General features: G+C 55.7%; 26 protein-coding genes and 1 riboswitch. Of the genes, 18 read left to right on the top strand and 8 right to left on the bottom strand.

From position 1 onward, the window contains the following. Positions 1–35: 35 nt before the first annotated feature. From G7G_RS0102595 to G7G_RS0102620, 6 genes are all read left to right on the top strand, one after another. Entirely contained in the window at positions 36–920 is an 885-nt protein-coding gene (locus G7G_RS0102595; RefSeq protein WP_010438005.1) for a hemolysin family protein, read from the top strand. Continuing rightward, entirely contained in the window at positions 917–2,443 is a 1,527-nt protein-coding gene (lnt, locus tag G7G_RS0102600) for an apolipoprotein N-acyltransferase (protein ID WP_010438007.1), read from the top strand. Before G7G_RS0102595 ends, lnt begins: the two co-directional genes overlap by 4 nt. Before the next feature lie 21 nt (positions 2,444–2,464). Beyond that, positions 2,465–2,513, top strand: a riboswitch (SAM-SAH riboswitch). 5 nt (positions 2,514–2,518) lie between these two features. After that, positions 2,519–3,700 carry a methionine adenosyltransferase gene (gene metK / locus G7G_RS0102605; protein ID WP_010438011.1) on the top strand — a complete coding sequence of 394 codons (1,182 nt, stop codon included), beginning with the start codon at positions 2,519–2,521 and terminating at the stop codon, positions 3,698–3,700. A 97-nt stretch (positions 3,701–3,797) separates the two neighbouring features. Then, a complete protein-coding gene (trmB, locus tag G7G_RS0102610) occupies positions 3,798–4,508 on the top strand; it encodes a tRNA (guanine(46)-N(7))-methyltransferase TrmB (RefSeq protein ID WP_029621673.1) in 711 nt (236 codons plus the stop codon). A 69-nt stretch (positions 4,509–4,577) separates the two neighbouring features. After that, entirely contained in the window at positions 4,578–5,936 is a 1,359-nt protein-coding gene (gene aroA / locus G7G_RS0102615) for a 3-phosphoshikimate 1-carboxyvinyltransferase (RefSeq protein WP_010438017.1), read from the top strand. Next, on the top strand, positions 5,936–6,559 hold the full coding sequence (locus G7G_RS0102620; RefSeq protein ID WP_010438020.1) for a (d)CMP kinase: 624 nt from the start codon (positions 5,936–5,938) through the stop codon (positions 6,557–6,559). Before aroA ends, G7G_RS0102620 begins: the two co-directional genes overlap by 1 nt. A gap of 24 nt (positions 6,560–6,583) precedes the next feature. On the opposite strand, the gene G7G_RS0102625 is transcribed toward G7G_RS0102620, so the two are convergent. Then, positions 6,584–7,060 (bottom strand): YHS domain-containing (seleno)protein, encoded by a 477-nt coding sequence (locus G7G_RS0102625; protein ID WP_010438023.1) that lies wholly within the window; start codon positions 7,058–7,060, stop codon positions 6,584–6,586. Positions 7,061–7,278: 218 nt separating this feature from the next. Between G7G_RS0102625 and G7G_RS0102630 the strand changes: the two genes are divergently transcribed. The 9 genes from G7G_RS0102630 to G7G_RS0102670 all read left to right on the top strand — a co-directional run bounded on the left by G7G_RS0102630 (position 7,279) and on the right by G7G_RS0102670 (position 14,115). Continuing rightward, positions 7,279–7,815: a hypothetical protein gene (locus G7G_RS0102630; protein WP_010438026.1), complete on the top strand. Its 537-nt coding sequence runs from the start codon at positions 7,279–7,281 to the stop codon at positions 7,813–7,815. Positions 7,816–7,933: 118 nt separating this feature from the next. Next, positions 7,934–8,254, top strand: a complete 321-nt coding sequence (locus G7G_RS0102635) for a DUF6525 family protein (protein ID WP_310793670.1) — start codon at positions 7,934–7,936, stop codon at positions 8,252–8,254. Between the two features lie 237 nt (positions 8,255–8,491). Further along, positions 8,492–10,168 carry a 30S ribosomal protein S1 gene (gene rpsA / locus G7G_RS0102640; RefSeq protein WP_010438032.1) on the top strand — a complete coding sequence of 559 codons (1,677 nt, stop codon included), beginning with the start codon at positions 8,492–8,494 and terminating at the stop codon, positions 10,166–10,168. A gap of 270 nt (positions 10,169–10,438) precedes the next feature. Continuing rightward, complete coding sequence (gene ihfB / locus G7G_RS0102645) at positions 10,439–10,723, top strand: integration host factor subunit beta (RefSeq protein ID WP_008758048.1); 285 nt, start codon at positions 10,439–10,441, stop codon at positions 10,721–10,723. 6 nt (positions 10,724–10,729) lie between these two features. Further along, positions 10,730–11,080: a lipopolysaccharide assembly protein LapA domain-containing protein gene (locus tag G7G_RS0102650; RefSeq protein WP_029621676.1), complete on the top strand. Its 351-nt coding sequence runs from the start codon at positions 10,730–10,732 to the stop codon at positions 11,078–11,080. Positions 11,081–11,088: 8 nt separating this feature from the next. Then, positions 11,089–11,733, top strand: a complete 645-nt coding sequence (locus tag G7G_RS0102655) for a phosphoribosylanthranilate isomerase (protein WP_010438043.1) — start codon at positions 11,089–11,091, stop codon at positions 11,731–11,733. A 46-nt stretch (positions 11,734–11,779) separates the two neighbouring features. Beyond that, the gene (locus G7G_RS0102660) at positions 11,780–12,115 is read left to right on the top strand and encodes a hypothetical protein (RefSeq protein ID WP_010438044.1); all 336 of its coding nucleotides are present in this window, start codon (positions 11,780–11,782) and stop codon (positions 12,113–12,115) included. Between the two features lie 68 nt (positions 12,116–12,183). Beyond that, positions 12,184–13,431, top strand: a complete 1,248-nt coding sequence (gene trpB / locus G7G_RS0102665; RefSeq protein ID WP_010438046.1) for a tryptophan synthase subunit beta — start codon at positions 12,184–12,186, stop codon at positions 13,429–13,431. A gap of 51 nt (positions 13,432–13,482) precedes the next feature. Beyond that, entirely contained in the window at positions 13,483–14,115 is a 633-nt protein-coding gene (locus G7G_RS0102670) for a class I SAM-dependent methyltransferase (RefSeq protein WP_010438048.1), read from the top strand. On the opposite strand, the gene G7G_RS0102675 is transcribed toward G7G_RS0102670, so the two are convergent. The 7 genes from G7G_RS0102675 to G7G_RS0102710 all read right to left on the bottom strand — a co-directional run bounded on the left by G7G_RS0102675 (position 14,112) and on the right by G7G_RS0102710 (position 20,150). Next, positions 14,112–14,492: a DUF2237 family protein gene (locus G7G_RS0102675; RefSeq protein WP_010438050.1), complete on the bottom strand. Its 381-nt coding sequence runs from the start codon at positions 14,490–14,492 to the stop codon at positions 14,112–14,114. The genes G7G_RS0102670 and G7G_RS0102675 overlap by 4 nt on opposite strands. Positions 14,493–14,501: 9 nt before the next feature. Beyond that, positions 14,502–15,665 carry a serine hydrolase domain-containing protein gene (locus G7G_RS0102680; RefSeq protein ID WP_010438053.1) on the bottom strand — a complete coding sequence of 388 codons (1,164 nt, stop codon included), beginning with the start codon at positions 15,663–15,665 and terminating at the stop codon, positions 14,502–14,504. 72 nt (positions 15,666–15,737) lie between these two features. Next, complete coding sequence (gene pth, locus G7G_RS0102685) at positions 15,738–16,421, bottom strand: aminoacyl-tRNA hydrolase (RefSeq protein ID WP_010438054.1); 684 nt, start codon at positions 16,419–16,421, stop codon at positions 15,738–15,740. Positions 16,422–16,551: 130 nt separating this feature from the next. Then, the gene (locus tag G7G_RS0102690) at positions 16,552–17,211 is read right to left on the bottom strand and encodes a 50S ribosomal protein L25/general stress protein Ctc (RefSeq protein ID WP_010438055.1); all 660 of its coding nucleotides are present in this window, start codon (positions 17,209–17,211) and stop codon (positions 16,552–16,554) included. A gap of 253 nt (positions 17,212–17,464) precedes the next feature. Further along, positions 17,465–18,631, bottom strand: coding sequence for an alpha-hydroxy acid oxidase (locus tag G7G_RS0102695; protein WP_010438057.1), 1,167 nt, complete (start codon positions 18,629–18,631; stop codon positions 17,465–17,467). A gap of 162 nt (positions 18,632–18,793) precedes the next feature. Beyond that, on the bottom strand, positions 18,794–19,585 hold the full coding sequence (gene trpA, locus G7G_RS0102705) for a tryptophan synthase subunit alpha (protein WP_010438059.1): 792 nt from the start codon (positions 19,583–19,585) through the stop codon (positions 18,794–18,796). A gap of 79 nt (positions 19,586–19,664) precedes the next feature. Further along, positions 19,665–20,150 carry an acyloxyacyl hydrolase gene (locus tag G7G_RS0102710; protein ID WP_010438061.1) on the bottom strand — a complete coding sequence of 162 codons (486 nt, stop codon included), beginning with the start codon at positions 20,148–20,150 and terminating at the stop codon, positions 19,665–19,667. A 201-nt stretch (positions 20,151–20,351) separates the two neighbouring features. Between G7G_RS0102710 and ychF the strand changes: the two genes are divergently transcribed. The 3 genes from ychF to G7G_RS0102725 all read left to right on the top strand — a co-directional run bounded on the left by ychF (position 20,352) and on the right by G7G_RS0102725 (position 23,399). Continuing rightward, positions 20,352–21,449 carry a redox-regulated ATPase YchF gene (ychF, locus tag G7G_RS0102715; protein WP_010438063.1) on the top strand — a complete coding sequence of 366 codons (1,098 nt, stop codon included), beginning with the start codon at positions 20,352–20,354 and terminating at the stop codon, positions 21,447–21,449. Positions 21,450–21,562: 113 nt separating this feature from the next. Continuing rightward, positions 21,563–22,330 (top strand): NYN domain-containing protein, encoded by a 768-nt coding sequence (locus G7G_RS0102720; protein ID WP_010438065.1) that lies wholly within the window; start codon positions 21,563–21,565, stop codon positions 22,328–22,330. Between the two features lie 187 nt (positions 22,331–22,517). Beyond that, positions 22,518–23,399 carry a LysR family transcriptional regulator gene (locus tag G7G_RS0102725; RefSeq protein ID WP_010438067.1) on the top strand — a complete coding sequence of 294 codons (882 nt, stop codon included), beginning with the start codon at positions 22,518–22,520 and terminating at the stop codon, positions 23,397–23,399. Positions 23,400–23,479: the final 80 nt, after the last annotated feature.

Consider the following 23,479-nt stretch of genomic DNA (forward strand, 5'->3'; position numbering starts at 1 on the left):
AGGGGCAGCTTTGCCCGATCATTTGGAACAGGATAATGGGCGATACAGACGGCAGTTCTAGGGCAGCGCAAGGCGCGCATTCACAGAACAGCAACACGGATAGCGATGAAAAAGGCGGGCTTTTATCCCGGATATTCGACGCATTTTCACCTCCGGGCGATGAAGCCAGTCAGGTGAACGGGGCTAAGGTCACGGATTCACAACCGAGGGGTATGATCAACCTGCGCAGAATGCGGGTCGAAGATGTCGCGATACCCACGGCCGAGATTATCTCGGTTCCCTCGACAACACCCAAGGACGAGTTGGCGCAAATTTTTCGCGATAGTGGATTGTCGCGAATCCCTGTGTACGAGGGAACGCTCGACACTCCACTGGGCTTTGTCCACCTCAAGGATTTCGCGCTGACCCATGGATTTAATGGCAACTCGTCCGAGTTTGATTTGACGTCAATGCTAAGGACCTTGCTGTTCGTTCCGCCCTCGATGCCGATTGGTGTACTTTTAACCAAGATGCAAACTGAACGTCGTCATATGGCGCTGGTCATTGACGAATACGGTGGTGTCGACGGCCTGTTGACCATCGAAGACCTAATCGAACAGGTTGTGGGCGAAATTGCCGACGAACATGACGCCGATGAAGATCAGCTTTGGATACAAGAAAAACCTGGCTGCTACGTGGTTCAAGCTCGGGTTCCGCTTGAAGATTTTGAAGCCGAAATTGGTCGTTCATTGACCAGCCACGAAGATGTGGACGAAGAAGAGATCGACACTTTGGGCGGTTTGGTCTTCATGCTATCTGGGCGCGTCCCGGCGCGTGGTGAGGTGGTATGCCACCCCGAAGGGCCTGAATTCGAAGTTCTTGACGCAGATCCACGCCGCATAAAGCGGTTGCGCGTCATGTTGCCGGATATCGCTGCATGAATCCTGCCCAGGGGTGGCCCTATTGGTTGCGGTTGCTGCTAGCGGCATCCTTGGGAATCGTGGCTGCTTGTGGGCTTGCCCCGTTGGGTTTTTGGCCAGCGGCATTGGTGGCGCTGATCCTGCTTGCTCCATTGTACTTGAACTCTGAAACATCCCGCCGCGCGGCTTTGCTGGGGTGGGTGTTCGCCACCGGGTATTTTGCCCATGCGCTAAACTGGATCATCGAACCATTCATGGTTGACGCAGAACGCCATGCCTGGATGGCGCCCTTTGCACTGATCTTCTTGTCAGGCGGGTTGGCATTGTTCTGGGCGCTGGCCTTTGGAGTTGCAAAACGCATCGGTGGATCGCCGATCCTGCAGGGTATATTACTGGCTTTGACGCTCTCCCTGGCCGAGTTTGCGCGGGGTTACATACTTACAGGGTTTCCTTGGGCTGGTATTGCTCAGATCTGGGTGGATACGCCTTTTGCTCAGCTCCTGTCGCTGATAGGACCTTATGGCTTGGGCGCACTGACGCTGATTGCGACTTTTCCACTCGGTGCAGCCATCTCCAGTGATCGGACCCCACGCGGCCTGGGGATGCCAATCTTTGTGGCTGCGGGGTGCACTGTATTGGCTCTGGCTTACGCTGCGAACCGGCCGTCGGTTGAATACACCAGCCGTATCGTGCGGCTGATACAGCCTAATGCTCCACAGCACCAAAAGTGGGACCCGGAATATGCACCCCTGTTTTTTGCCCGCCAACTTGAATTCACGGTAGCCGAGCCCAGGCCAGATCTGATTGTCTGGCCAGAAACTTCGGTTCCGGCGTGGCTTGGCAGTGCGCAGCCCTATCTTTCAGCAATTGGTGAAGCGGCGCAGGGTACGCCTGTTTTTCTAGGTATTCAGCGTGCTGACGGACAGCAGATCTATAACTCGATGATCTATTTGAATGGAGATGGTCAACAGGCAGGGCTCTATGACAAACACCACCTGGCCCCATTCGGAGAATATGTGCCCTTTGGTGAATTGATGGCGCGGATTGGAATTCACGGAATGGCGGCAACCACGGGAAGTGGTTTCAGCGCTGGGCGGGGCGCTTCCCTGATGGATGCAGGAGGGCTTGGGAAAGCTCTGCCGCTGATCTGTTATGAGGCCGTATTCACACAAGATGTTCTGTCCGCGCCGGGCCGGGCAGATTTTCTTTTGCAGATCACTAACGATGCGTGGTTCGGGACTCGCTCCGGCCCGTATCAGCATCTTGCACAGGCACAGATGCGCGCCATCGAGCAGGGTCTGCCGATGTTGCGCTCGGCCAATACCGGTGTTTCTGCGATGATTGACCCTTTGGGGCGAATTACCGACGCGTTGGCGCTTGGGCAGGCCGGGTTTATCGATGCCGAATTGCCGCAGCCCCAAGCCGCGACGATATATTCCCGGATTGGGGACAAACCGGTGTTTTTCGTTATATTAGCAGCTTGGGCGTTGCTCTGGCGTCATACCCGTAGGTTCAACCGTCAAATACCGATTGACCCTACCTGACTGCGCGCGTATTCGGTCAATTGCCCTTCACAACGGCTTCCTGACGTGATGGGAAAATCTTAATGGAGCACATTTATGTCCCGACAGAATTACACTTTTACTTCGGAGTCCGTATCCGAAGGACACCCTGATAAGGTCTGCGATCGTATTTCCGATGCGGTGCTAGACGCCTTCCTGCGTGAAGAGCCCGAAGCCCGCGTTGCGTGCGAAACTTTCGCTACAACGGACCGTGTGGTCATCGGTGGCGAAGTGGGATTGTCGGATCAGGACAAGCTCCACGATTACATGGCGCATATCGATGATATCGCGCGCGCCTGTATCAAAGATATTGGATACGAGCAGGACAAGTTTCACCACGAAACCGTCGAGGTGACCAACCTGCTGCACGAACAGTCGGCTCATATTGCGCAGGGTGTCGACGCCGCTGACAATAAAGACGAGGGCGCGGGCGATCAGGGTATCATGTTCGGGTACGCCACGACCGAGACACCCGCACTGATGCCAGCTCCGATCCAGTATTCGCATGCAATCCTTCGGCGTTTGGCCGAAGTTCGCAAGAATGGTACCGAGCCCGCGCTGGGTCCGGACGCGAAATCGCAGCTGTCGGTCATCTACCGGGATGGCAATCCAGTTGGTGTCAGCTCAATCGTGCTGTCCACTCAGCATCTGGATGAGGCGCTGACCTCGGATGATATCCGCCAGATTGTCGAACCCTATATTCGCGAAACCCTACCCGATGGCTGGCTGACCGCCGAGACCGAGTGGCATGTGAATCCCACCGGCAAGTTCGTGATCGGCGGTCCCGATGGCGACGCGGGTCTGACCGGGCGCAAGATCATCGTGGACACCTATGGCGGTGCTGCTCCGCACGGGGGCGGTGCGTTCTCTGGCAAGGACCCGACCAAGGTGGACCGCTCGGCTGCGTATGCCGCACGCTACCTGGCCAAGAACGTGGTAGCGGCAGGAATGGCGGAACGCTGCACCATTCAGTTGAGCTATGCGATTGGCGTCTCCAAACCTCTGTCGATCTATGCCGACACACACGGGACAGGCCAGATCGCTGACGCGGTTATCGAGAAGGCTGTCGGTCAAGTCATGGACCTGACACCACGCGGCATTCGCGAGCATCTGCAACTGAACAAGCCGATATATCAGCGTACTGCAGCCTATGGCCATTTCGGACGCGAACCCGATGCAGATGGCGGATTCAGCTGGGAGCGTACCGATTTGGCCGACGCTCTTAAGCAGGCTGTCTGAGCGCCGTTCACCTATTCAGTAAATACGCCGGAGGTGTGGGGCCAGCCCCCAACCTCCACCCTTGCCTCAGGCACGAGTCAGCAGTATGGGCACGGGCATGAGCAACCAGACCCCTCAACGCCCCCGCAGGAACTTTTATGGCCGCTTCAAAGGCAAGACCTTGAAGCCCAGCCAAAAGACTTATCTGTCAGAAGATCTGGCCGCCCTGTCTCCAGGTGCGGTAGATTGGGAAACCAACCCAGAACGCACCGCTTTGGACCTAGAGGGCCTGTTCGGTGGCAAGCCTGTCTGGCTCGAAGTCGGATTTGGCGGTGGCGAGCATTTGGTGCATCAGGCGCAAAACAATCCCGGTATCGGAATTATCGGAGCAGAGCCTTACATCAATGGTGTCGCAATGTTGTTGGGCAAAATTCGTCAGGCTGGTGCCGAAAACCTCGCCGTGCACCCCGGCGATGTGCGGGATCTGTTTGATGTGCTGCCCGAGGCCAGTATCTCGCGCGCGTTCCTGCTCTATCCTGATCCGTGGCCGAAAACACGTCATCATCGGCGCAGGTTCGTGACCCCTGAGCATCTGGAACCTCTCGCGCGTGCCTTGAAGCCGGGTTCGATTTTTCGCGTTGCCACCGATATCCCCGACTATGTGCGCCAGACTCTTGAAGAGGTACCGCGTGCCGGTTTTGAGTGGCTCGCCGAGCGCCCCGCCGACTGGCGCGAGCCTTGGGATGACTGGATTTCCACCCGCTACGAACAAAAAGCCCTACGCGAGGGGCGTACCCCGCATTATCTGACCTTCCGACGCAAAGACTGATTGCCGCTGGACCAACCGGCCCCAATTCGCTAATCGGCCTGAGGACTGATAGCGAAAACAGGAGCCCCCATGTCCGGACACGGCACGCCCATCCCGATGACGTCGCATCCATGCGGCCCGCTGACCGGCACGGCAGAGGTGCCTGGCGACAAATCAATCTCGCACCGGTCCCTGATCCTAGGGGCGATGGCTGTTGGCGAAACCAGGATTTCGGGCCTGCTTGAGGGCGAGGATGTGCTGGACACGGCCAAGGCCATGCGGGCCTTCGGGGCCGAAGTTACGGATCACGGAGGCGGCGAATGGTCGGTGCACGGCGTAGGCGTAGGCGGCTTTGCGGAACCCGATCAGGTGATCGATTGCGGGAACTCGGGCACCGGTGTGCGCCTGATTATGGGAGCGATGGCAACCTCTCCGATAACGGCGACCTTTACCGGGGATGCCAGCCTGAACAAACGTCCGATGGCCCGGGTCACCGATCCTCTGGCGCTGTTTGGTACGCAATCTGTCGGTCGTAATGGTGGACGCCTGCCGATGACCATCGTCGGTGCTGCGGACCCCATCCCGGTTCGTTACGAGGTGCCTGTGCCATCGGCTCAGGTGAAATCCGCTGTTCTGCTGGCAGGGCTGAATGCCCCCGGCAAGACCGTGGTAATCGAGAAAGAGGCAACCCGTGATCATTCCGAACGGATGCTGGCCGGGTTCGGCGCAGAAATCACCGTCGAGGATACCGACGAGGGGCGAGTGATTACCCTGACCGGGCGTCCAGAATTGAAGCCGCAGGTCATTGCGGTGCCGCGTGACCCATCTAGCGCAGCCTTCCCGGTATGTGCCGCACTGATTACCCCCGGATCGGATGTTTTGGTGCCGGGCATCGGATTAAACCCTACGCGTGCAGGTTTGTTTACAACGCTACGCGAGATGGGTGCGGATCTGACCTATGAGAACGAGCGCGAAGAGGGTGGTGAGCCCGTTGCGGATCTGCGGGCAAAATACTCGCCGAATATGAAGGGAATTTCCGTCCCACCAGAACGCGCTGCCTCGATGATTGACGAATACCCTGTGCTGTCCGTTGTTGCCGCCAATGCAACCGGCACAATGATGATGGGCGGCGTCAAAGAGTTACGCGTCAAGGAAAGTGACCGGATCGATGCAATGGCGCGTGGCCTGCGCGCGAATGGCGTGACGGTAGACGAGGGTGACGATTGGTGGTCAGTCGAGGGCCTAGGCATTGGTGGTGTTCCCGGCGGCGGCATTTGTGAGAGTTTCCTCGATCACCGCATTGCCATGTCCTTCATGGTGATGGGTATGGGCGCGAAAAAGGCGGTTTCGGTAGATGATGGTGGTCCGATTGCAACTTCGTTCCCGATCTTTGAGCCGTTGATGACGGGTTTGGGTGCCAAGCTGCTTCGCGACAACCGGCCCGTCTGATGCTCGAGCAGGGGTATACGGTTGCGATCGACGGCCCTGCTGCGGCAGGTAAGGGCACGATCTCGAAGGCGGTAGCCGCGCATTTTGGGTTTGCCCATCTGGATACTGGATTGCTTTACCGAGCGGTTGGACGACGCATGCTGCAAGGTGAAGAGCCTGTTACGGCGGCGCAATCTCTAACCGCAGAAGAGTTGGGTCAGGGTGACCTTCGTACGGCCGAGATCGCAAAGGCGGCCTCAAAAGTGGCTGTTATACCCGAGGTTCGCAGCGCACTGGTTGATTTCCAACGTGCCTTTGCGCGACGTGTCGGAGGCGCAGTTCTTGACGGGCGTGATATTGGAACCGTTATTTGTCGGAACGCCGAGGTCAAACTGTTCGTCACGGCCAGTGCCGAAGTGCGCGCGGAACGGCGATATCTGGAGCTTGCAGCCAAAGGCGATGATGTCTCGCGCGAACAGGTGCTGGCAGACGTCAAAGAACGCGATGCCCGTGACGCTGAACGCAGCACTGCACCGATGAAGCCCGCAGTTGATGCTGTGCTGCTGGATACCTCGGATCTGAGTGTCGATGCTGCACTGGCCCGTGCGATCGAAGTCATCGAAATGACCCTGCCTAAAGCATAATCGCCTTCAGGCAGGGCCAATTCCTTACAGCTCGCCTACAGCGATGCTTTTGATGTTGGCCCACTGATCATCGGCGGTTTTTGCTGTCCCGGTGACGTCTTTCAGGAAAGATGCACGGGTGTCTGCGTTCAGGAACAAGAACAGCTTTCCGTCGGCAACCAGATATTGATCCGGGTCGCCGTCAAATTTCTTTCCGACCGAAACACCGAATGAGCAATATCCGCCGTGTTGAGGCAAGAATGCTGCTGGGTTGGTCTCAAACGCTTCAAGGTTTGCAGCACTGGTGAAATAGTAGGACGCGCCGTCATAGGTCGCTGTATGGGTTGCAAAACCCTCGACCGGATTGCCGTCATTCACCAGGGCCACCAGATCTACACCATGTACCGCCAATGGAGCGCCAGCAGCAGAGATACCCTTTGAGACGTTTATTTCATCTGCAGCAAATGCAGGAGCAGTAAGGGCAAGTGTCATCGCAAGGGCCGTAAGGGCAAGAGATTTCATTTGGTTATTCCTTTCCATTTGGTTCCTGGCCGCAACAGTCGTCGGCCGATGGGGTGAAAATAGGAAAGGCTTTTCGGACGCGTAATCGCCGATAGAACGCAAAGTATTGCAGATCGTCCTAACTGATGCATGATGTGTGATAAGTGTTCACAGAGCTTTGTTTGGTTCGTCAGAACTGAACATCTTATGGTCGTTTCTATATCTACAGGAGGGGCCACATGATCCGAATAGTTTTGTTTCTGGTGTTAACGGCCACCGGCATCGCTGCTCAGGAAGCTGAAACCCCGTCTCCGATCAAAGAACCCCCGATGACATACGAACGCCTGGGTAAAATTCTGTTTGCGCTGGATCCCGACGCGCAACCCCACGGGCCTGGTTTTGAACTGAAGATCTCAGAGACGCGTGTATTTGTTGTGACTGATACCAATGCGGACCGTATGCGCGTGATGGTTCCGATCCGAACTGCAGACGGTCTGACTCAGGCCGACATGCAACGGATGATGCAGGCCAATTTCGATACGGCATTGGATGCGCGATATGCGATCGCGAACGGCAGGGTTTGGGCGGCGTTCCTGCACCCGCTTTTGTCGCTGGAAAGGGATCAATTGATTTCGGGCATCGCGCAAACTGTGAACATCGCACAAACATATGGCACCCTCTATTCCAGTGGGGGGGCACAGTTTGGCGGCGGCGACAGCGGTGAGTTGCAGCAAGAGCTGTTCAAGGAACTGTTAAAAAAGGGCGAGGAAATCTAATTTCTGACTGCACGACCCAAAGAACGTCTTGCTAAAAGGTTTATGTTATATGATATCGTAACGCAAGCTTGAAAGATGGAGTTTCTGTGTGTCTGCGCGTTACGATGTAATACGAGGTGTGATCCCTGCCAACGCCGGTAGGGCAATCAAAGGCAATTCAGGCCGTAATTTGCAGACTCAGCTCAAACGTCGTAGGCGGCGGGGCTCGCCGATGCAGGCCTATGACGCATTACCGCAAGGCCTTAGGCAGTGGCTGGCGCCTGCTTGTTTGCCATGGAGTCCGGCCTCGGCTCTCAAAATCTGGGACCAAGCTGGGGGTTCGGCAAATCCCATGGCCGCTATTCTGCGGCTTGACGCCATTGAGCGATCCATGTTGCGGCAAGATGCGTTGATTTGGGACACGCCGGGCAAGCAATCAAGCGCTGATCCTGCTGCATAAGCCAGCGTTTGTTGGCTTTGCACTTGCGCAAGCATTGGAATCCGCCTATACGCGCGCTGTCGATACAAGGGCGGTCAACGTCCGGATGACGTTTCTGAGCAGGGCCGGGTAACCTCGGCCCTTTGTGTTTGTTTGCTCAGGGCCGCACCGGATCACGCCTAAAGACATCATGAAACAAGACCGGCGGAGACAACCGCTCGGCCAGCAAAAACGTACTGTAAAGGAAAACAACGCCACATGGCTAACGCATCCATGGAGGAATTCGAAGCCCTCCTGAATGAAAGCTTCGAAATGGACACGCCCGAAGAGGGTTCTGTTGTCAAAGGCAAGGTTCTGGCGATCGAAGCCGGTCAAGCCATCATCGACGTAGGCTACAAAATGGAAGGCCGCGTTGATCTGAAAGAATTCGCAAATCCCGGCGAAGCCCCTGAAATCGCTGTAGGCGACGAGGTAGAAGTTTACCTGCGCGCCGCAGAAAACGCCCGTGGCGAAGCCGTCATCTCGCGCGAGATGGCCCGCCGTGAAGAGGCATGGGACCGTCTGGAAAAAGCATATGCCGACGACCAGCGCGTCGAAGGTGCAATCTTTGGTCGCGTCAAAGGTGGCTTCACCGTTGATCTGGGTGGCGCAGTTGCGTTCCTGCCCGGCTCGCAAGTTGACGTTCGCCCCGTGCGCGATGCTGGCCCGCTGATGGGTCTGAAGCAGCCGTTCCAGATTCTGAAAATGGACCGCCGTCGTGGCAACATCGTTGTTTCGCGTCGCGCAATCCTTGAAGAATCGCGTGCCGAACAGCGTGCTGAAGTTATCGGCAACCTGTCCGAAGGTCAGACCGTAGAGGGTGTTGTCAAGAACATCACCGAATACGGTGCATTCGTTGACCTGGGCGGCGTTGACGGCCTGCTGCACGTCACCGACATGGCATGGCGCCGCGTGAACCACCCGTCCGAGATCCTGACAATTGGCGAAACCATCAAGGTTCAAGTCATCAAGATCAACAAAGAGACCCACCGCATCAGCCTGGGCATGAAGCAGTTGCAGGAAGATCCGTGGGATCTGGTTGCTGCGAAATACCCGCTGGGCTCGGTCCATCAGGGTCGCGTCACCAACATCACCGACTACGGCGCGTTCGTCGAGCTGGAAGCCGGTGTCGAAGGTCTGGTGCACGTGTCCGAGATGTCCTGGACCAAGAAAAACGTCCACCCCGGCAAGATCGTTTCGACCAGCCAGGAAGTCGATGTCATGGTTCTGGAAATCGACGGCGCCAAGCGTCGCGTGTCTCTGGGCCTGAAGCAGACTCAGCGCAACCCATGGGAAGTGTTTGCAGAAACTCACCCCGAAGGCACAGAGGTCGAAGGCGAAGTCAAGAACATCACCGAATTCGGTCTGTTCATTGGCCTCGAAGGCGACATCGACGGCATGGTTCACCTGTCGGACCTGTCCTGGGACGAGCGTGGCGAAGATGCGATCCAGAACTACCGCAAAGGCGACATGGTTTCGGCCGTTGTCTCGGAAGTTGATGTCGAAAAAGAGCGTATCTCGCTGTCGATCAAAGCCCTGGGCGGTGACAAGTTCGCCGAAGCCGTGGGCGGCGTGAAGCGTGGCTCGATCGTAACCGTCGAAGTGACCGCAATCGAGGATGGTGGCATCGAGGTCGAGTACGAAGGCATGAAATCCTTCATCCGCCGTTCGGACCTGTCCCGTGACCGCGCCGAACAGCGCCCCGAGCGTTTCTCGGTCGGTGACAAGGTCGACGTTCGCGTCACAAACGTCGACAGTAAGACCCGCCGTCTGGGCCTGTCGATCAAGGCACGCGAAATCGCCGAAGAGAAAGAGGCCGTGGAACAGTACGGTTCTTCCGACTCGGGCGCATCGCTGGGCGATATCCTGGGTGCAGCGCTGAAGTCCGGCGACTGATTCAGGGCGAAAGCCTAACCAAGAATTTCGGCCCCGTGCGCATGCGCGGGGCCGTTTTTGTTGCGAATCAATATGTTCCAATTATCCGGGTTTTTCCCCGTCATGTTCGCTCAATAGGTGTAGAAAACGAGCTTGTGCGCTAATATTCGCGTTAGAATGTGGCAAAATAAGTCCAATCGATGCAGAGTATGCGTTCCCCCAAACCGGGTTTTTTCCTATACTGTCAAATCAGTAGACCAGACATACCGGACGCCTGGGAGGGTATTACGCATGATCCGTTCAGAACTGATTCAAAAAATCGCCGACGAAAACCCGCATCTTTATCAGCGCGACGTCGAACGGATTGTAAATACAGTTTTTGAAGAAGTGACCGATGCAATGTCGCGCGGCGATCGCGTTGAGCTGCGTGGATTTGGCGCTTTCTCCGTGAAAAAACGCGATGCACGTGTCGGACGGAATCCCCGTACTGGTGAAACCGTACAGGTTGAAGAAAAATGTGTTCCGTTTTTCAAGACCGGCAAGTTGCTAAGGGATCGGTTGAACGGTAAAGCGTAAGTCATGATGCGCTACATTCGTTATGCTTTTCTGGCTGCCTTAGGGATCATATTGGTCTCCATCTCTCTGGCCAATCGTGAGCTGGTTGAATTGAAGCTGATGCCGACTGCACTGGCAGAGTTGCTTGGGTTCAACTTTTCAACCTCGCTCCCTTTGTTTTTGGTTGTCCTTGGTGGCGTTGTGGCCGGTCTGGTCATCGGCTTCCTTTGGGAGTGGCTGCGTGAGCACAAGCACCGTAAAGACGCCACTGTGAAGAAAAGCGAAGTGCGCAAGCTTGAGCGCGAGGTCAAGAAGCTCAAGAAAAAGCAGAACGATGGGCAGGATGATGTGCTCGCTCTGCTGGATGAGGCAAGCTGAGGCCGACCATGTCCGGTGAAATCAGTGTCAAAATATGCGGTCTGACCGCGCCTGATCATGTGCGTGCGGCAGTTGAAGCAGGTGCACGGTATCTTGGCTTCAATTTCTTTCCTAAATCGCCGCGTTATGTAACCGCTGAGCAAGCGGCAGTGTTGATGCAATCTGTGCCTGTTGGGGTCGCTAAGGTGGCTTTGGTTGTGAATGCGTCGAACGAGGTTTTGGATCAGATTACCGAAACCGTACCGTTCGATATGTTGCAGTTGCACGGTGGCGAAAGCATCAAACGGGTTTCGGAAATCAAATCACGCTATGGGTTGCCAGTGATGAAGGTCATTGGAGTGGCTGATGCCGAAGACTTGGATGCGATTGATGCCTTTAGCGACGTCGCTGACCAGATTTTGATCGATGCCAAACCACCAAAAAATGCTGTTCTACCGGGCGGCAACGGCTTGGCGTTCGATTGGCGTCTTATGGCCGGGCGGAAGTATTGGCGCAAGCCGTGGATGCTGGCGGGTGGTTTAACTCCCGACAACGTGGCGGAGGCCATTCGTACCACGGGAGCCCGGCAAGTGGACGTCGCTTCGGGCGTTGAAAGTGCTCCGGGTATCAAGGATGAGGCCTTGATCAGCGCATTTATCGACGCCACACGGTGATCTGAACAATTGTCTGCTGCGTATCTCCGGAAAAGGGGAGACGACGATGCTTGCGGCAATTGGCGGTGTTTCGTTAAGACGATGGTACTACGGGCCGGAGCTATTCTGGCGGGCGCGTCAGGCGTTGCTTCAGGCGCGCGGCGATCCATTATGCCTGGAAGCACAGGTCTTTTTACATCAGGGCATGTTTTTTTCACTCAGTGTTTGGGAAGACGTAGAGGCTATGCTGACATTCGCCCAATCGGGCCCGCATCGATGTGTGGTGGATGCGGCTTCACGCTTGGCCAAAACCTATGAATTCCACCATTTTCCCTGCATCGCTGTCCCTAGCAGGGATCAGGCTTTGAAGGTCTGGGCGCAATGCGTCCGGGATCAGCAATGATGCGTTTTGCCATGGCAAATCCTGCCGCTACCACCTATGAAAGTCGCGTACGACGAGTGGAGACACCCATGGCCAACGATCTTTTTAACTCCTTCATGTCCGGCCCGGATGAGCAGGGCCGTTTCGGCATCTTCGGCGGACGGTTCGTCAGCGAAACGCTGATGCCGCTGATCCTGTCGCTGGAAGAGGAATATAACAAAGCCAAGGATGACCCTACTTTCTGGGCCGAGATGGATGATCTGTGGGCCAACTATGTGGGCCGCCCCTCGCCGCTGTATTACGCGGAACGCCTGACCGAGCATCTAGGCGGGGCCAAAATCTATCTGAAGCGCGATGAACTGAACCACACTGGTGCGCATAAGATTAATAACGTGCTGGGCCAGATCATTCTCGCGCGCCGCATGGGTAAGACCCGGATCATCGCGGAAACTGGGGCAGGGCAGCACGGCGTAGCCACCGCTACCGTCTGTGCCAAGTTCGGCCTGAAGTGCATCGTTTATATGGGCGCGCATGACGTACAGCGTCAGGCCCCGAATGTATTCCGTATGCGCCTGCTTGGGGCTGAGGTGATTCCGGTGACAAGCGGTCGGGGTACGCTGAAAGACGCGATGAACGACGCGCTGCGCGACTGGGTAACCAATGTGCGCGACACGTTCTATTGCATCGGCACAGTGGCCGGTCCGCACCCGTACCCGGCGATGGTACGCGATTTCCAGTCGATCATCGGTAAGGAAGCCAAAGAGCAGATGCACAAGGCCGAAGGCCGTCTACCCGACACCATTATCGCAGCCATTGGCGGTGGTTCGAATGCGATGGGCCTGTTCTATCCGTTCCTTGATGACAAAGAGGTCAACATCATCGGCGTCGAAGCAGGCGGCAAGGGCGTGAATGAAAAGATGGAGCATTGTGCCTCGCTGACCGGCGGTCGCCCCGGCGTGCTGCACGGTAATCGCACTTATCTGTTGCAGGATGACGATGGGCAGATTCTGGAAGGCTATTCCATCTCGGCGGGTCTGGATTATCCGGGGATCGGGCCTGAGCATTCCTGGCTGAACGATATCGGCCGTGCCAACTATGTCTCAATCACCGACAAAGAGGCACTGGAGGCGTTTCAGCTGTGCTGTGCGACCGAGGGCATCATCCCGGCGCTTGAGCCCAGTCATGCGCTGGCGCATGTGATGAAGATCGCACCAGATTTGCCCAAAGATCACCTGATCTGCATGAACATGTGCGGACGCGGCGACAAGGATGTGCAGACGGTTGCGCAATACCTGAACTTCGACATGTCCGACACCGAAGGCCGTACAGCAGACTGATCACCCAAAACAGGCTTTGCGCCTTTGAGGAACTGTGCCAGTTTGCTAATCATGAGCAGCGCATCCTCAAAGGCTGAACTTGATCGGCTTGACCAAAAATACGATCAAGCAGCCCCCGGCTGGGCGGATAAGATGCGGCTGTTAGGTTATTTTGATGCCTACCTAGGATTTCTGTCGTCAGATCCGCTTGCAGACTTGGGGCGTAATGCGCTGGATATCGGGTGTGGGACGGGTGCTTTCGCCGAAGCACGCACTGTCATCCGGCCCGAAGGTGACATCGCGCTGCTCGAGCCTTCTGCCCGGATGCTGCACTTGGCGCATTCAGCTTTGCAGCGCCGCGGATTCGATGCGACGCTCATTCAATCCCGATTGGACGATTTTCAACCGGAGGCCCGATTTGACTGCCTACTGGCCGCGCATGTTCTGGAACATTGCGCCGACCCTACTGAGGCTCTGCGCCAAATGCGCGATCTTGCCGAACCCGGTGCGATGCTCTGGCTGGTCGTGAGCAAACCGCATTGGTGCAATGCGATCATCTGGTTTCAGTGGCGGCACCGGACCTACAGGCCAGAGACGGTGGTGAAAATGTTGTCCCGCTCAGGATGGGATCTGCAAGCTGAACACAGCTTTCCGACCGGGCCACCCTCACGCACGTCACGTGGATATCGGGCTACCGCGATCTAGGTCTCGTCTTCGGAACGCTGCGCCTGCAGGATATGCAGGGGAACGACATCCAACGCTCTCTGATGGGTGGCTTCAAGGTGGACCAGGGGTGCACAGCCCTCGTCATAGGCTTGCAAGAAGCGCGACGCACATAGGCACCAGCTATCGCCGGGTTTGAGACCTGGGAAATCGAATTCAGGTCGAGGCGTGCTCAAGTCATTGCCGACATATTTCGAGTACGCCAAAAACTCAGCGGTCATTACTGCGCAAACCGTGTGGCTGCCCTGGTCTTCCGGGCAGGTGTTGCAAACGCCGTCGCGAAAGAACCCGGTCAGAGGATCGCGAGAGCAAGAGGCGAGTACGCCTCCCAGAACATTGATGCTGTCTAGCTTTTGCATGGCTGCATCTTACAGGCTTTGCGCAATTTTGCGGAACATTTCGACATTCAGCTCGTTGACGCCAGGATCGCGGAACTTTCGGTCAGCGCCAGTTGTCACGATCAAGACCCCGCGTGGCTGGTCGAAATAGATATACTGGCCATAGATGCCGCGCGCCATGAATTCACCCTCATGCGCCCCAACAGGTATCCACCACTGATAGCCATAACCGATCTCGCCGGGGTCTGTCGGGGCGCTAGGCCAAGTAGATGTGTCGATCCAATCCGCAGGTACAATCTGCCGGCCATCGCGTTCGCCACCCTGCAAAATCAACTGCCCGAACCGTGCAAAATCGCGCGTTGTGAAGTTGAGACCGCCCAAAACAAATGCAACGCCTGCGCCATCGGTGATGTAGTAGCCGTCCCGCTCCAACCCCAGCGGCTCGATCACTTTCTCGGTCAGCAGCTCTGCGACGCTGCGCCCTGTCGCGCCCCGGATAACCATTCCGATTACATGGGTGTCTATGGACACATATTGCCAAGTTTCGCCCGGCGCGACGAAGCTGTCCTGCAGTGAGGCCGCAAAATCATCCAACTCACCCCCCAAGGCAACCACACGCCCCATTCGGTTTATATCAGAATTGTAGTCCAGATAGTCTTCGTCGAAGGTCACACCGCTGGCCATATTCAAGACATTGCGGATCGTCGCAGTGTCATAGGCGCTGCCCTTGAGCTCTGGGGCGTATTGTGCAACCGGGTCATCCAGCGATGAAATAGCGCCCTCTGCCATCAGAATACCAAACAGGGCCGACAAATAGCTTTTTGCAACTGACCACGAAATTCTCCGGTCATCGGGTCCGGTGCCCAGATAATACTCCTCAAACCGGATCGCTCCGTCTTGCATCACAAGCAAAGATGTTACTGCGCGATCTTCGATCCACTGGTCAGTTTCATCGGGCAGATCGAAACCGGGGCCATAAGGCAGTTCCCAGGTCGGGCTGTCACCGCGCGGCAAATCGGTGGTCAGAAACGCCTCGTCCATGTGCGAAAAATTATGCACGATCTTTTCTTCTGAAAACAAAGAGTTCACGGCCATCAGGCGTTGAATCTCCTCGCGTTTCCAAAAGCCGACCACAAACGCCGCTAACGCCAGAGCAAACACAAGACGTAGCAGCCACTTAAAAGCAGATCTCATTCGAAGTCTCCTATTACACCTGACAGTGGACCCCGGTCAGTTCCATTACGCAATTGCTACGTTGCGGAAGCATTACCTGAATTTGTCCAGCAGCTTCTGCATGGCCGAACGCTCATCTGGCACAGATACGGCCTCGACGCTCTTTTGGGGGGGGCTTTCAGGTTTGCCAGACTGCTTCGACGATCTTGGCGGAGCGGTTCGCAAAGCTACAGCATTCATGAACTTGCCGCTTTCGTCATCGGCAAGATAATCCACACCATCCGAAACCCCGCGCAGGACGCTATCCAGCCAGTCTGCATCGGCTTTCGCAAAGTCGCTCAGAACATAAGGTGATACCATTTCCTTCCGACCCGGATGGCCAATGCCCAGCCGCACGCGATCATAGGCCGAACTGATATGTTCGTGGATCGACCGCAACCCGTTATGTCCCGCATGTCCACCGCCAGCTTTCACACGTACCTTGCCCGGGGCCAAATCAAGCTCATCGTGGAAGACGGTCACGTCGGTCGAATCGAGTTTGTAGAACCGCATTGCCTCGCCCACGGACTGGCCCGAACGGTTCATAAATGTCTGAGGTTTAACCAGCAGCACTTTCTGCCCGCCCAGGCGACCTTCGGCGATCTCAGCCTGAAACTTAGATTTCCAAGGGCCAAAGCCATGGTCTTCGGCGATCCGCTCCAATGCCATAAACCCGATATTGTGCCGGTTACGGGCGTATTTCTGCCCGGGATTTCCTAAGCCGACAAACAGTTTCATCGCATCGTCCTTAACAGCGTAATCTCAGCGGTTGATGCCACATCTTACCGTCTCGTTTCCAGCCCAACATCTGCATAAAAAAACGGGGCTACAAACGAGCCCCGTTACACTATTCGGATATGATCCGAACTTATTCTTCAGCTTCGTCCTGGCCGATGACTTCAACTTCATCAGCTGCAACTTCGCCCTCTTCACCCTCTTCATCGTCGCTTGTCGACAGACCGGTGGGTGCCGAAACGTTGGCGATCACGAAGTCACGATCGATGGTTGGTTTGGTGCCAGCAGGCAGATCAACCGAAGAAATGGTGACAACGTCGTTGATTTCCATGCCAGTCAGATCAACGGTGATCTTCTCAGGAATGTCACCCGCGGTGCACAACAGTTCAACTTCCGGACGCACAACGGTCAGAACGCCACCCTTCTTGATGCCGGGGGCCGCTTCTTCGTTGACGAATTCAACAGGTATGAACAGCGCGATCTTTGTGGTCCGACGCAGGCGCATCAGGTCCAGGTGGGTCGGCAGGTCTTTGACCACGTCACGCTGAACGTCGCGGCAGATGACGCGAACGTCTTCGTGGCCTTCAACCTTCAGGTTCCACAGGGTCGACTTGAACCGGCCTGCTTTCAGTCGCTTGAACAGGACGTTGAACGGGATTTGGATCGGCAGCGGGTCTTTGTCGCCCCCAAACACAATGCCCGGAACCATGCCGTCGCGGCGTGCTTGACGAGCGGCGCCCTTGCCTGTCCCCGTCCGTTCCAGAGCTACGAGATCAGGAATCTCTCCAGCCATGATAATTCTCCAATGTTAGGGCGGGCATCCTCCAAGGCTGTATGCCCGCGTGAAGCCGCGTCCTTAGCTTGATTCAATTGGTTTGGAAAGGGCTTTTTGTGGCCTGAGGAATTTTGCGAGGCTCTGCCTCGCGCTCCGGGATATTTAGGGCCAGATGAAGATGGGGTCCACTTCTTCATTGGACTGCAAATATCTCGGGGGAGACGCCCAAAGGCGGCGGGGGCAGCGCCCCCTTTTTTTGGTAAGTCGAGGATCAGGCCTGCCAGCGGCCGCCGAAGTCTTCCGGGACCAGAAGATTGTGGCGCCCCAGATCAGCCACGTTGCGCTCACCGCAAAGTGCCATCGTTGTATCGAGCTCTTTCTGGATTACCTCCAAAGCCGTCGTCACACCATTCTGACCCATCGCACCCAGCCCATAAACAAAGGCGCGGCCTATGAAGGTTCCTTTGGCCCCAAGCGCCAGAGCCTTTAGCACGTCTTGCCCCGAACGAATGCCGCTATCCAGATGCACTTCGACATCATTGCCAACGGCATCCATGATCTCGGGCAGAACCCGGATTGAACTAAGCGCACCGTCCAGCTGTCGCCCGCCGTGATTTGATACGACGATGGCGTCCGCACCCAGCTTGGCGGCCATCTTTGCGTCTTCGGCGTCCAATATACCCTTGAGGATTACTTTGCCGCCCCACTGTTCCATCAGCTTCTCAACCTTGTCCCAGTCGAGGCTGGGATCGAACTGTTCAGCAGTCCATGTTCCCAGTGAGCGGGTATCGGTGATGCTGTCGACATGGCCGACGATATTGCCGAACTCCCGACGTTTGGCACTCAGCATTTCGATACCCCAGGCCCATTTTGTCATCAGGTTGGCAATGGTTTTTGGTGTCAGTTTTGGCGGTGCAGACAGGCCATTCTTCAAGTCCTTGTGTCGTTGACCGAGGATTTGCAGGTCGAGCGTGATGACCAAGGCCGAGCATTTCGCATCCTTCGCGCGCTGGATCAGTCGCCCGACGTAGTCCTGATCCTTCATTGTATAGAGTTGGAACCAGAACGGAGCAGTCGTGTTTTCAGCAACATCTTCGATCGAGTTGATTGACATCGTCGAAAGGGTGAAGGGCACGCCAAAGGCCTCGGCAGCTTTGGCCGCTTTGATCTCACCATCTGCATGTTGCATGCCTGTGAGACCTACCGGAGCCAGTGCCACCGGCATCGACACATCCTGTCCGATCATCTGCGACGCGGTCGAGCGTCCGGTCATGTCTACGGCCACCCGCTGACGCAGACGGATGTCTTCGAAATCCGAGGTGTTCTCGCGGAATGTTTGTTCCGTCCAGCTGCCGCTTTCCGCATAATCAAAAAACATGCGGGGCACCCGGCGTTCATAGATCCGTTTGAGATCTTCGATATTGGTAATTGTAGGCATGGATCTGGCTTCCGCAGGATTGGTTAAGTTTCTTTACCAATTTTTCTATTGCTCTGCAATGGCGATCAACTGCGGTTGGTCGCCACGTGGTTTAAAACGAAAAATACCGCAGCAAGTTGAACGCCAGCTGCGGTGGATACCGATTTGAGATATAATGAGTTATCAGGCGGTGTGCGCGCCGTCAGCAAGTGATTTGACGAAGTCCAACACCTCAGTCACTGGTTTTCCAGACCCGATTTGGCTGACTATTGCGGACCCGACAACGGCACCATCTGACACGCTGGCAATGTTGCGTGACTTCTCTGGCGTATTGATCCCGAACCCGACAATGACCGGTAAATCGGTTGCGGCTTTGATCCGTGCAACCTCGGGTCCGACATCGGCCGCCTGCGCCTCAGCAGCGCCGGTGATACCGGTAATCGACACGTAATAAACAAAGCCAGACGTGTTCTGCAGCACGCGAGGTAGGCGGTTATCGTCGGTTGTCGGTGTTGCCAGCCTGATAAAGTTCAACCCGGCAGCCTGTGCTGGCAGGCAAAGCTCTTCGTCTTCTTCAGGTGGCAGGTCGACGACGATCAGCCCGTCAATTCCGGCAGACTTTGCATCCGCCAGAAAGGTCTCAACTCCTCGACTGTAGATCGGGTTGTAGTATCCCATCAGCACAATCGGCGTGGTATCATCGGTTTCGCGGAAAGCGCGTGCCAGATCAAGCGTGCGCTGCAACGTCATCCCGCCATCCAACGCCCGTTGACCTGCGGCCTGGATGGTGGGGCCATCCGCCATCGGGTCGGTAAAGGGCAGGCCCAGTTCGATCACATCGACGCCTGCACCAGGCAAACCCTTTACGACCTCCAGCGACGTTTCATAGTCGGGATCCCCGGCCATGACATAAGCTACAAATGCCTTTTTGCCCTGTTCTTTCAGAGCGGCGAATTTGGCGTCGATACGGGTCATCGGAAGTCCTTGCACTCGGGTTTGGACCTGATGTGCAGAAACTTTCGCTGAAAATCAATCCCGCTTGGTGGACTAGAGATCAGAACGAGTAATGATACCGCAGCAGTAGTGAGTTCACACCGGGGTTATCGCCCTGCGTACTAGCATTGGATTTGTGCGTGATGGCAACCGACAGTTTGTTTCCACTTTCAAGCGTATAACCAAGACCCAACAGGCTGCGAATCTGAAAACTGCCTCCCAAATCATTCTGATCGCTTCCTTCGCTATAGTAGCCGGGCATGACGCTGCCTTCGATAAACCATCGGTCGGCAAAGCTATATACTCCGATCAATCCGGCACCAATATGCGTGTCGCCGTCTGTATCAACCGAGAGAGCCCCACCCCATGTTGCGCTGAACCGAGTTGCCTCGTGAAACGGGCGATGCTGATACTCAAGCGAAAAAATGGCCTGATCGTCTCCGTCGCTGTGGGAGTAATCTGCGTAGCCAGCGCCGAAAATGATGGATTGTGCCTGCGCAGAAGTCGCCGCCGCCAGCGCGAAGGCCAGAATAACAAGGGGTTTCATCGTACCTACTATGTCCGTCGTTCGTTGGTATTAGTTTTATTGGGGACTGTATGTGCATGAATTCAATGAGGGCAAGAACACAATGTCATGCCAATTTCGTGATGTGGCAGATCAGACTCGGGGGTGGGAGGGAGTGCTACGCCTTGCGCATTGCGCTAGACCTGCCTAGAAGCGGCGCTCGAATGGTATCAGGAGGCCGTTATGGGCTTTAAAATGGGAATCGTGGGTTTGCCGAATGTGGGCAAGTCGACCCTCTTCAATGCGCTGACAAAAACTGCGGCAGCCCAGGCGGCGAATTTCCCATTCTGTACCATCGAACCCAACGTGGGTGATGTTGCTGTTCCTGATGATCGCCTGGACAAATTGGCGGCGATCGCCAGTTCTAAACAGATCATTCCAACGCGCATGACCTTTGTAGATATCGCCGGTCTGGTAAAAGGCGCATCAAAGGGCGAAGGACTTGGCAACCAATTCCTGGCAAATATCCGTGAGACCGATGCGATTGCTCATGTTCTGCGCTGTTTTGAGGATGGTGATGTGACCCATGTGGATGGTCGTGTCGATCCCGTGGCGGATGCGGACACGATCGAAACCGAGCTTATGATGGCCGATCTGGAAAGCATCGAAAAGCGCCGTGCCAATCTGGTGCGCAAGCTGAAGGGTAACGACAAAGAGGCACAGCAGCAGGATCGCCTTCTGACCGAGGCACAGGTGATGCTGGAAAACGGCAAGCCCGCGCGATTGGTCGAAGTCTCGGACGAAGACGCCAAGGCCTGGAAGATGTTGCAGCTTCTGACGACTAAGCCGGTGCTCTACGTCTGCAACGTGTCCGAGGAAGAAGCCGCCGAAGGTAATGAGTATTCCGCCAAGGTTGCCGAGATGGCCGCTGCGCAGGGCAATGCTCATGTCATCATCAGTGCTAAGATTGAAGAAGAGATCAGCCTGCTGGAAGACGAGGAAGCGCAGATGTTCCTTGAGGAAATGGGGCTGGAAGAACCCGGCCTCGACCGCCTGATCCGCGCTGGTTACGATCTGCTCAAGCTGGAAACCTATTTCACCGTAGGCCCGAAAGAGGCCCGCGCCTGGACCATCCGCACCGGTACCGCCGCACCGCAGGCCGCAGGTGTGATCCATGGCGACTTCGAAAAGGGTTTCATCCGCGCCGAGACCATCGCCTATGATGACTACATCGCCGCGAATGGTGAGCAGGGTGCCAAAGAGGCAGGCAAGATGCGGGCAGAGGGCAAGGGGTACATCGTCAAGGATGGTGATGTGATGCATTTTTTGTTTAATACGTGAACATTCGACGGCGAGGTCGTAAGAATTGAGTTAAAAACAGGTCAAGTCCTTTAAAGGCCCTTACGGGCTTCCTCAGATTATCTTAGTAAATATTTTGTCCTAAAGGTATTCAAATGAGAGGCAATTTTGCTTCTAAATCCAACACATTAGGTGAGGTGCTCTCCTCAAAAAGCTCTGCCGCAGAACACGGCCTCGGTAGTCTCACACGTGTATCGCGTATTCTGAAAAAGCTCATAGGCTTTGGTTTGTTGGTTTGTACATTTGCTCTGGCTTTGGGTTTGCTCTTGGAATGGTCAGATATCAAAATAGACCCGGTCCTAATTTTGCTATGCGCCTTTGTTTTTGTCTGGTTGACCGCAGGTCGCAAAAGTAACGTTGGCAAACAGCACTTCTTGTTAGCCAATGATCGTCTTGGCTTTATGCGTAGTCTTAGACTTGATGAGAAAACGGTCGTTATTGACGGAAGTAATATTTACCATTTCGGGCATGACAATGGGTTAGATGCCCAACCGCTGAGTGAGATCGTCCGTCAGCTGCGTTCGCAAGGGTATCGTGTCATATGCTTCTTCGATGCAAACATTTATCATACACTGAGTGAACACGGGGCAATTCCAAGGAGAGAGCGACACTCGTTGGTGTTGCTTCAACAGATTTTTGGGCTCGACGTAAGCGAGATTTATGTCGTGCCCAGCGGCGTTCAAGCGGATGTTTTTATTCTTGAGTGTCTCAAGTACCTGCCAATTTCGTTTGCCGTAACCAACGATAAATACCGTGACTATGCAAGCGAGTACCCGACTGTAATGAGCGAAAACCTTTGGCGCAAAAGCGTGGCGATTTCAGACGGTAAAATCAAGCTGCTTCAGCACAAATTCCATGGCTGACAAAAGTTGAGCGTTTGGCGTCAGCAGACGCTGAAGTATTGCCCTCGCGTTGTGTTTTCACATTCTGTGGTTTGGGTTCTGATGTAAGTCCGGAGCCGCTCGCCCTTCCGCGTTTGTTCAACTCGGGCTTTCTTCGCTCAGAAAACGCGATAGTCTGCGGTTCTCCTTTTGGGTAGGATGTACCTAAATGATCGAAATCCGCGACCTGCAACTGCTCAGCGCTTTGGCGCGGCATCGCCATTTTGCCAAAGCGGCTGAGGAGTGTGGCATTTCCCAGCCTGCGTTCTCAATGCGCATCCGTAATCTCGAGGATCGATTGGGTGTCTCTATTGTCCGGCGCGCCAATCGGTTTCAGGGCTTGACCGAAGAGGGCGAGATGATCGTTCAGCGGGCGCGACGCATTCTCGATGACACCAAAGCTTTGGAACAGCAGGTGTTGGCTGCCAAGGGAGAGATTACCGGTACGCTGATCCTCGGCGTGATCCCTACGGCGATTGCCTTCACCGGGCGTCTGACCAAGCGGTTGCGCGACGCCCACCCGCGTATCGTGACCCGGATCGAGACCATGTCCGCGACCGCGATCCAACACCGGTTGGACGAAGGCAGTCTGGACGCGGGCATCACCTATGGCGACAGCATAGGTACTGATCTGCGGCAGGTGCAGCCCTTATACGAAGAAACCTACGTCCTGTTGGTCCCTTCGCATATGACCGATGAGACAGGCCCGATACCGTGGGCGCGCGTGGCCGAGTTCCCGCTCAGCCTGTTGGAGCCTCAGATGCAGAATCGGCGAATTCTGGACCGGATATTTGCCGAACAGGGCTTGCACCCGGATATTGTGGCCGAGACCAGTGGGTTCACTGCCTCGATGGTTATGGCGCGCGAGGGGCTGGCTGCCACTGTGATCCCGCGCGTGCTGGTGCGGGCGCTGGGGGATTTGAAAGATACCAAAGTGCTGCCTTTGGTCGACCCGGTGGTCAGCAAGCCGATTTGTCTGGCGACCCTGACTCGCGACCCGGAATTGCCCACGGTCGGCGCATTACGTGATGTGGTGGCGTCATTACGGTGATAATCTGTCGTTATCGTACGATTGAGATATGCGATTTGACGATATGCTAGTCTGATGAGACACGGAGCCTTAATCGGAGG

The organism is Ruegeria conchae, from assembly GCF_000192475.1.
GTDB classification, from domain to species: Bacteria; Pseudomonadota; Alphaproteobacteria; order Rhodobacterales; family Rhodobacteraceae; genus Ruegeria; species Ruegeria conchae.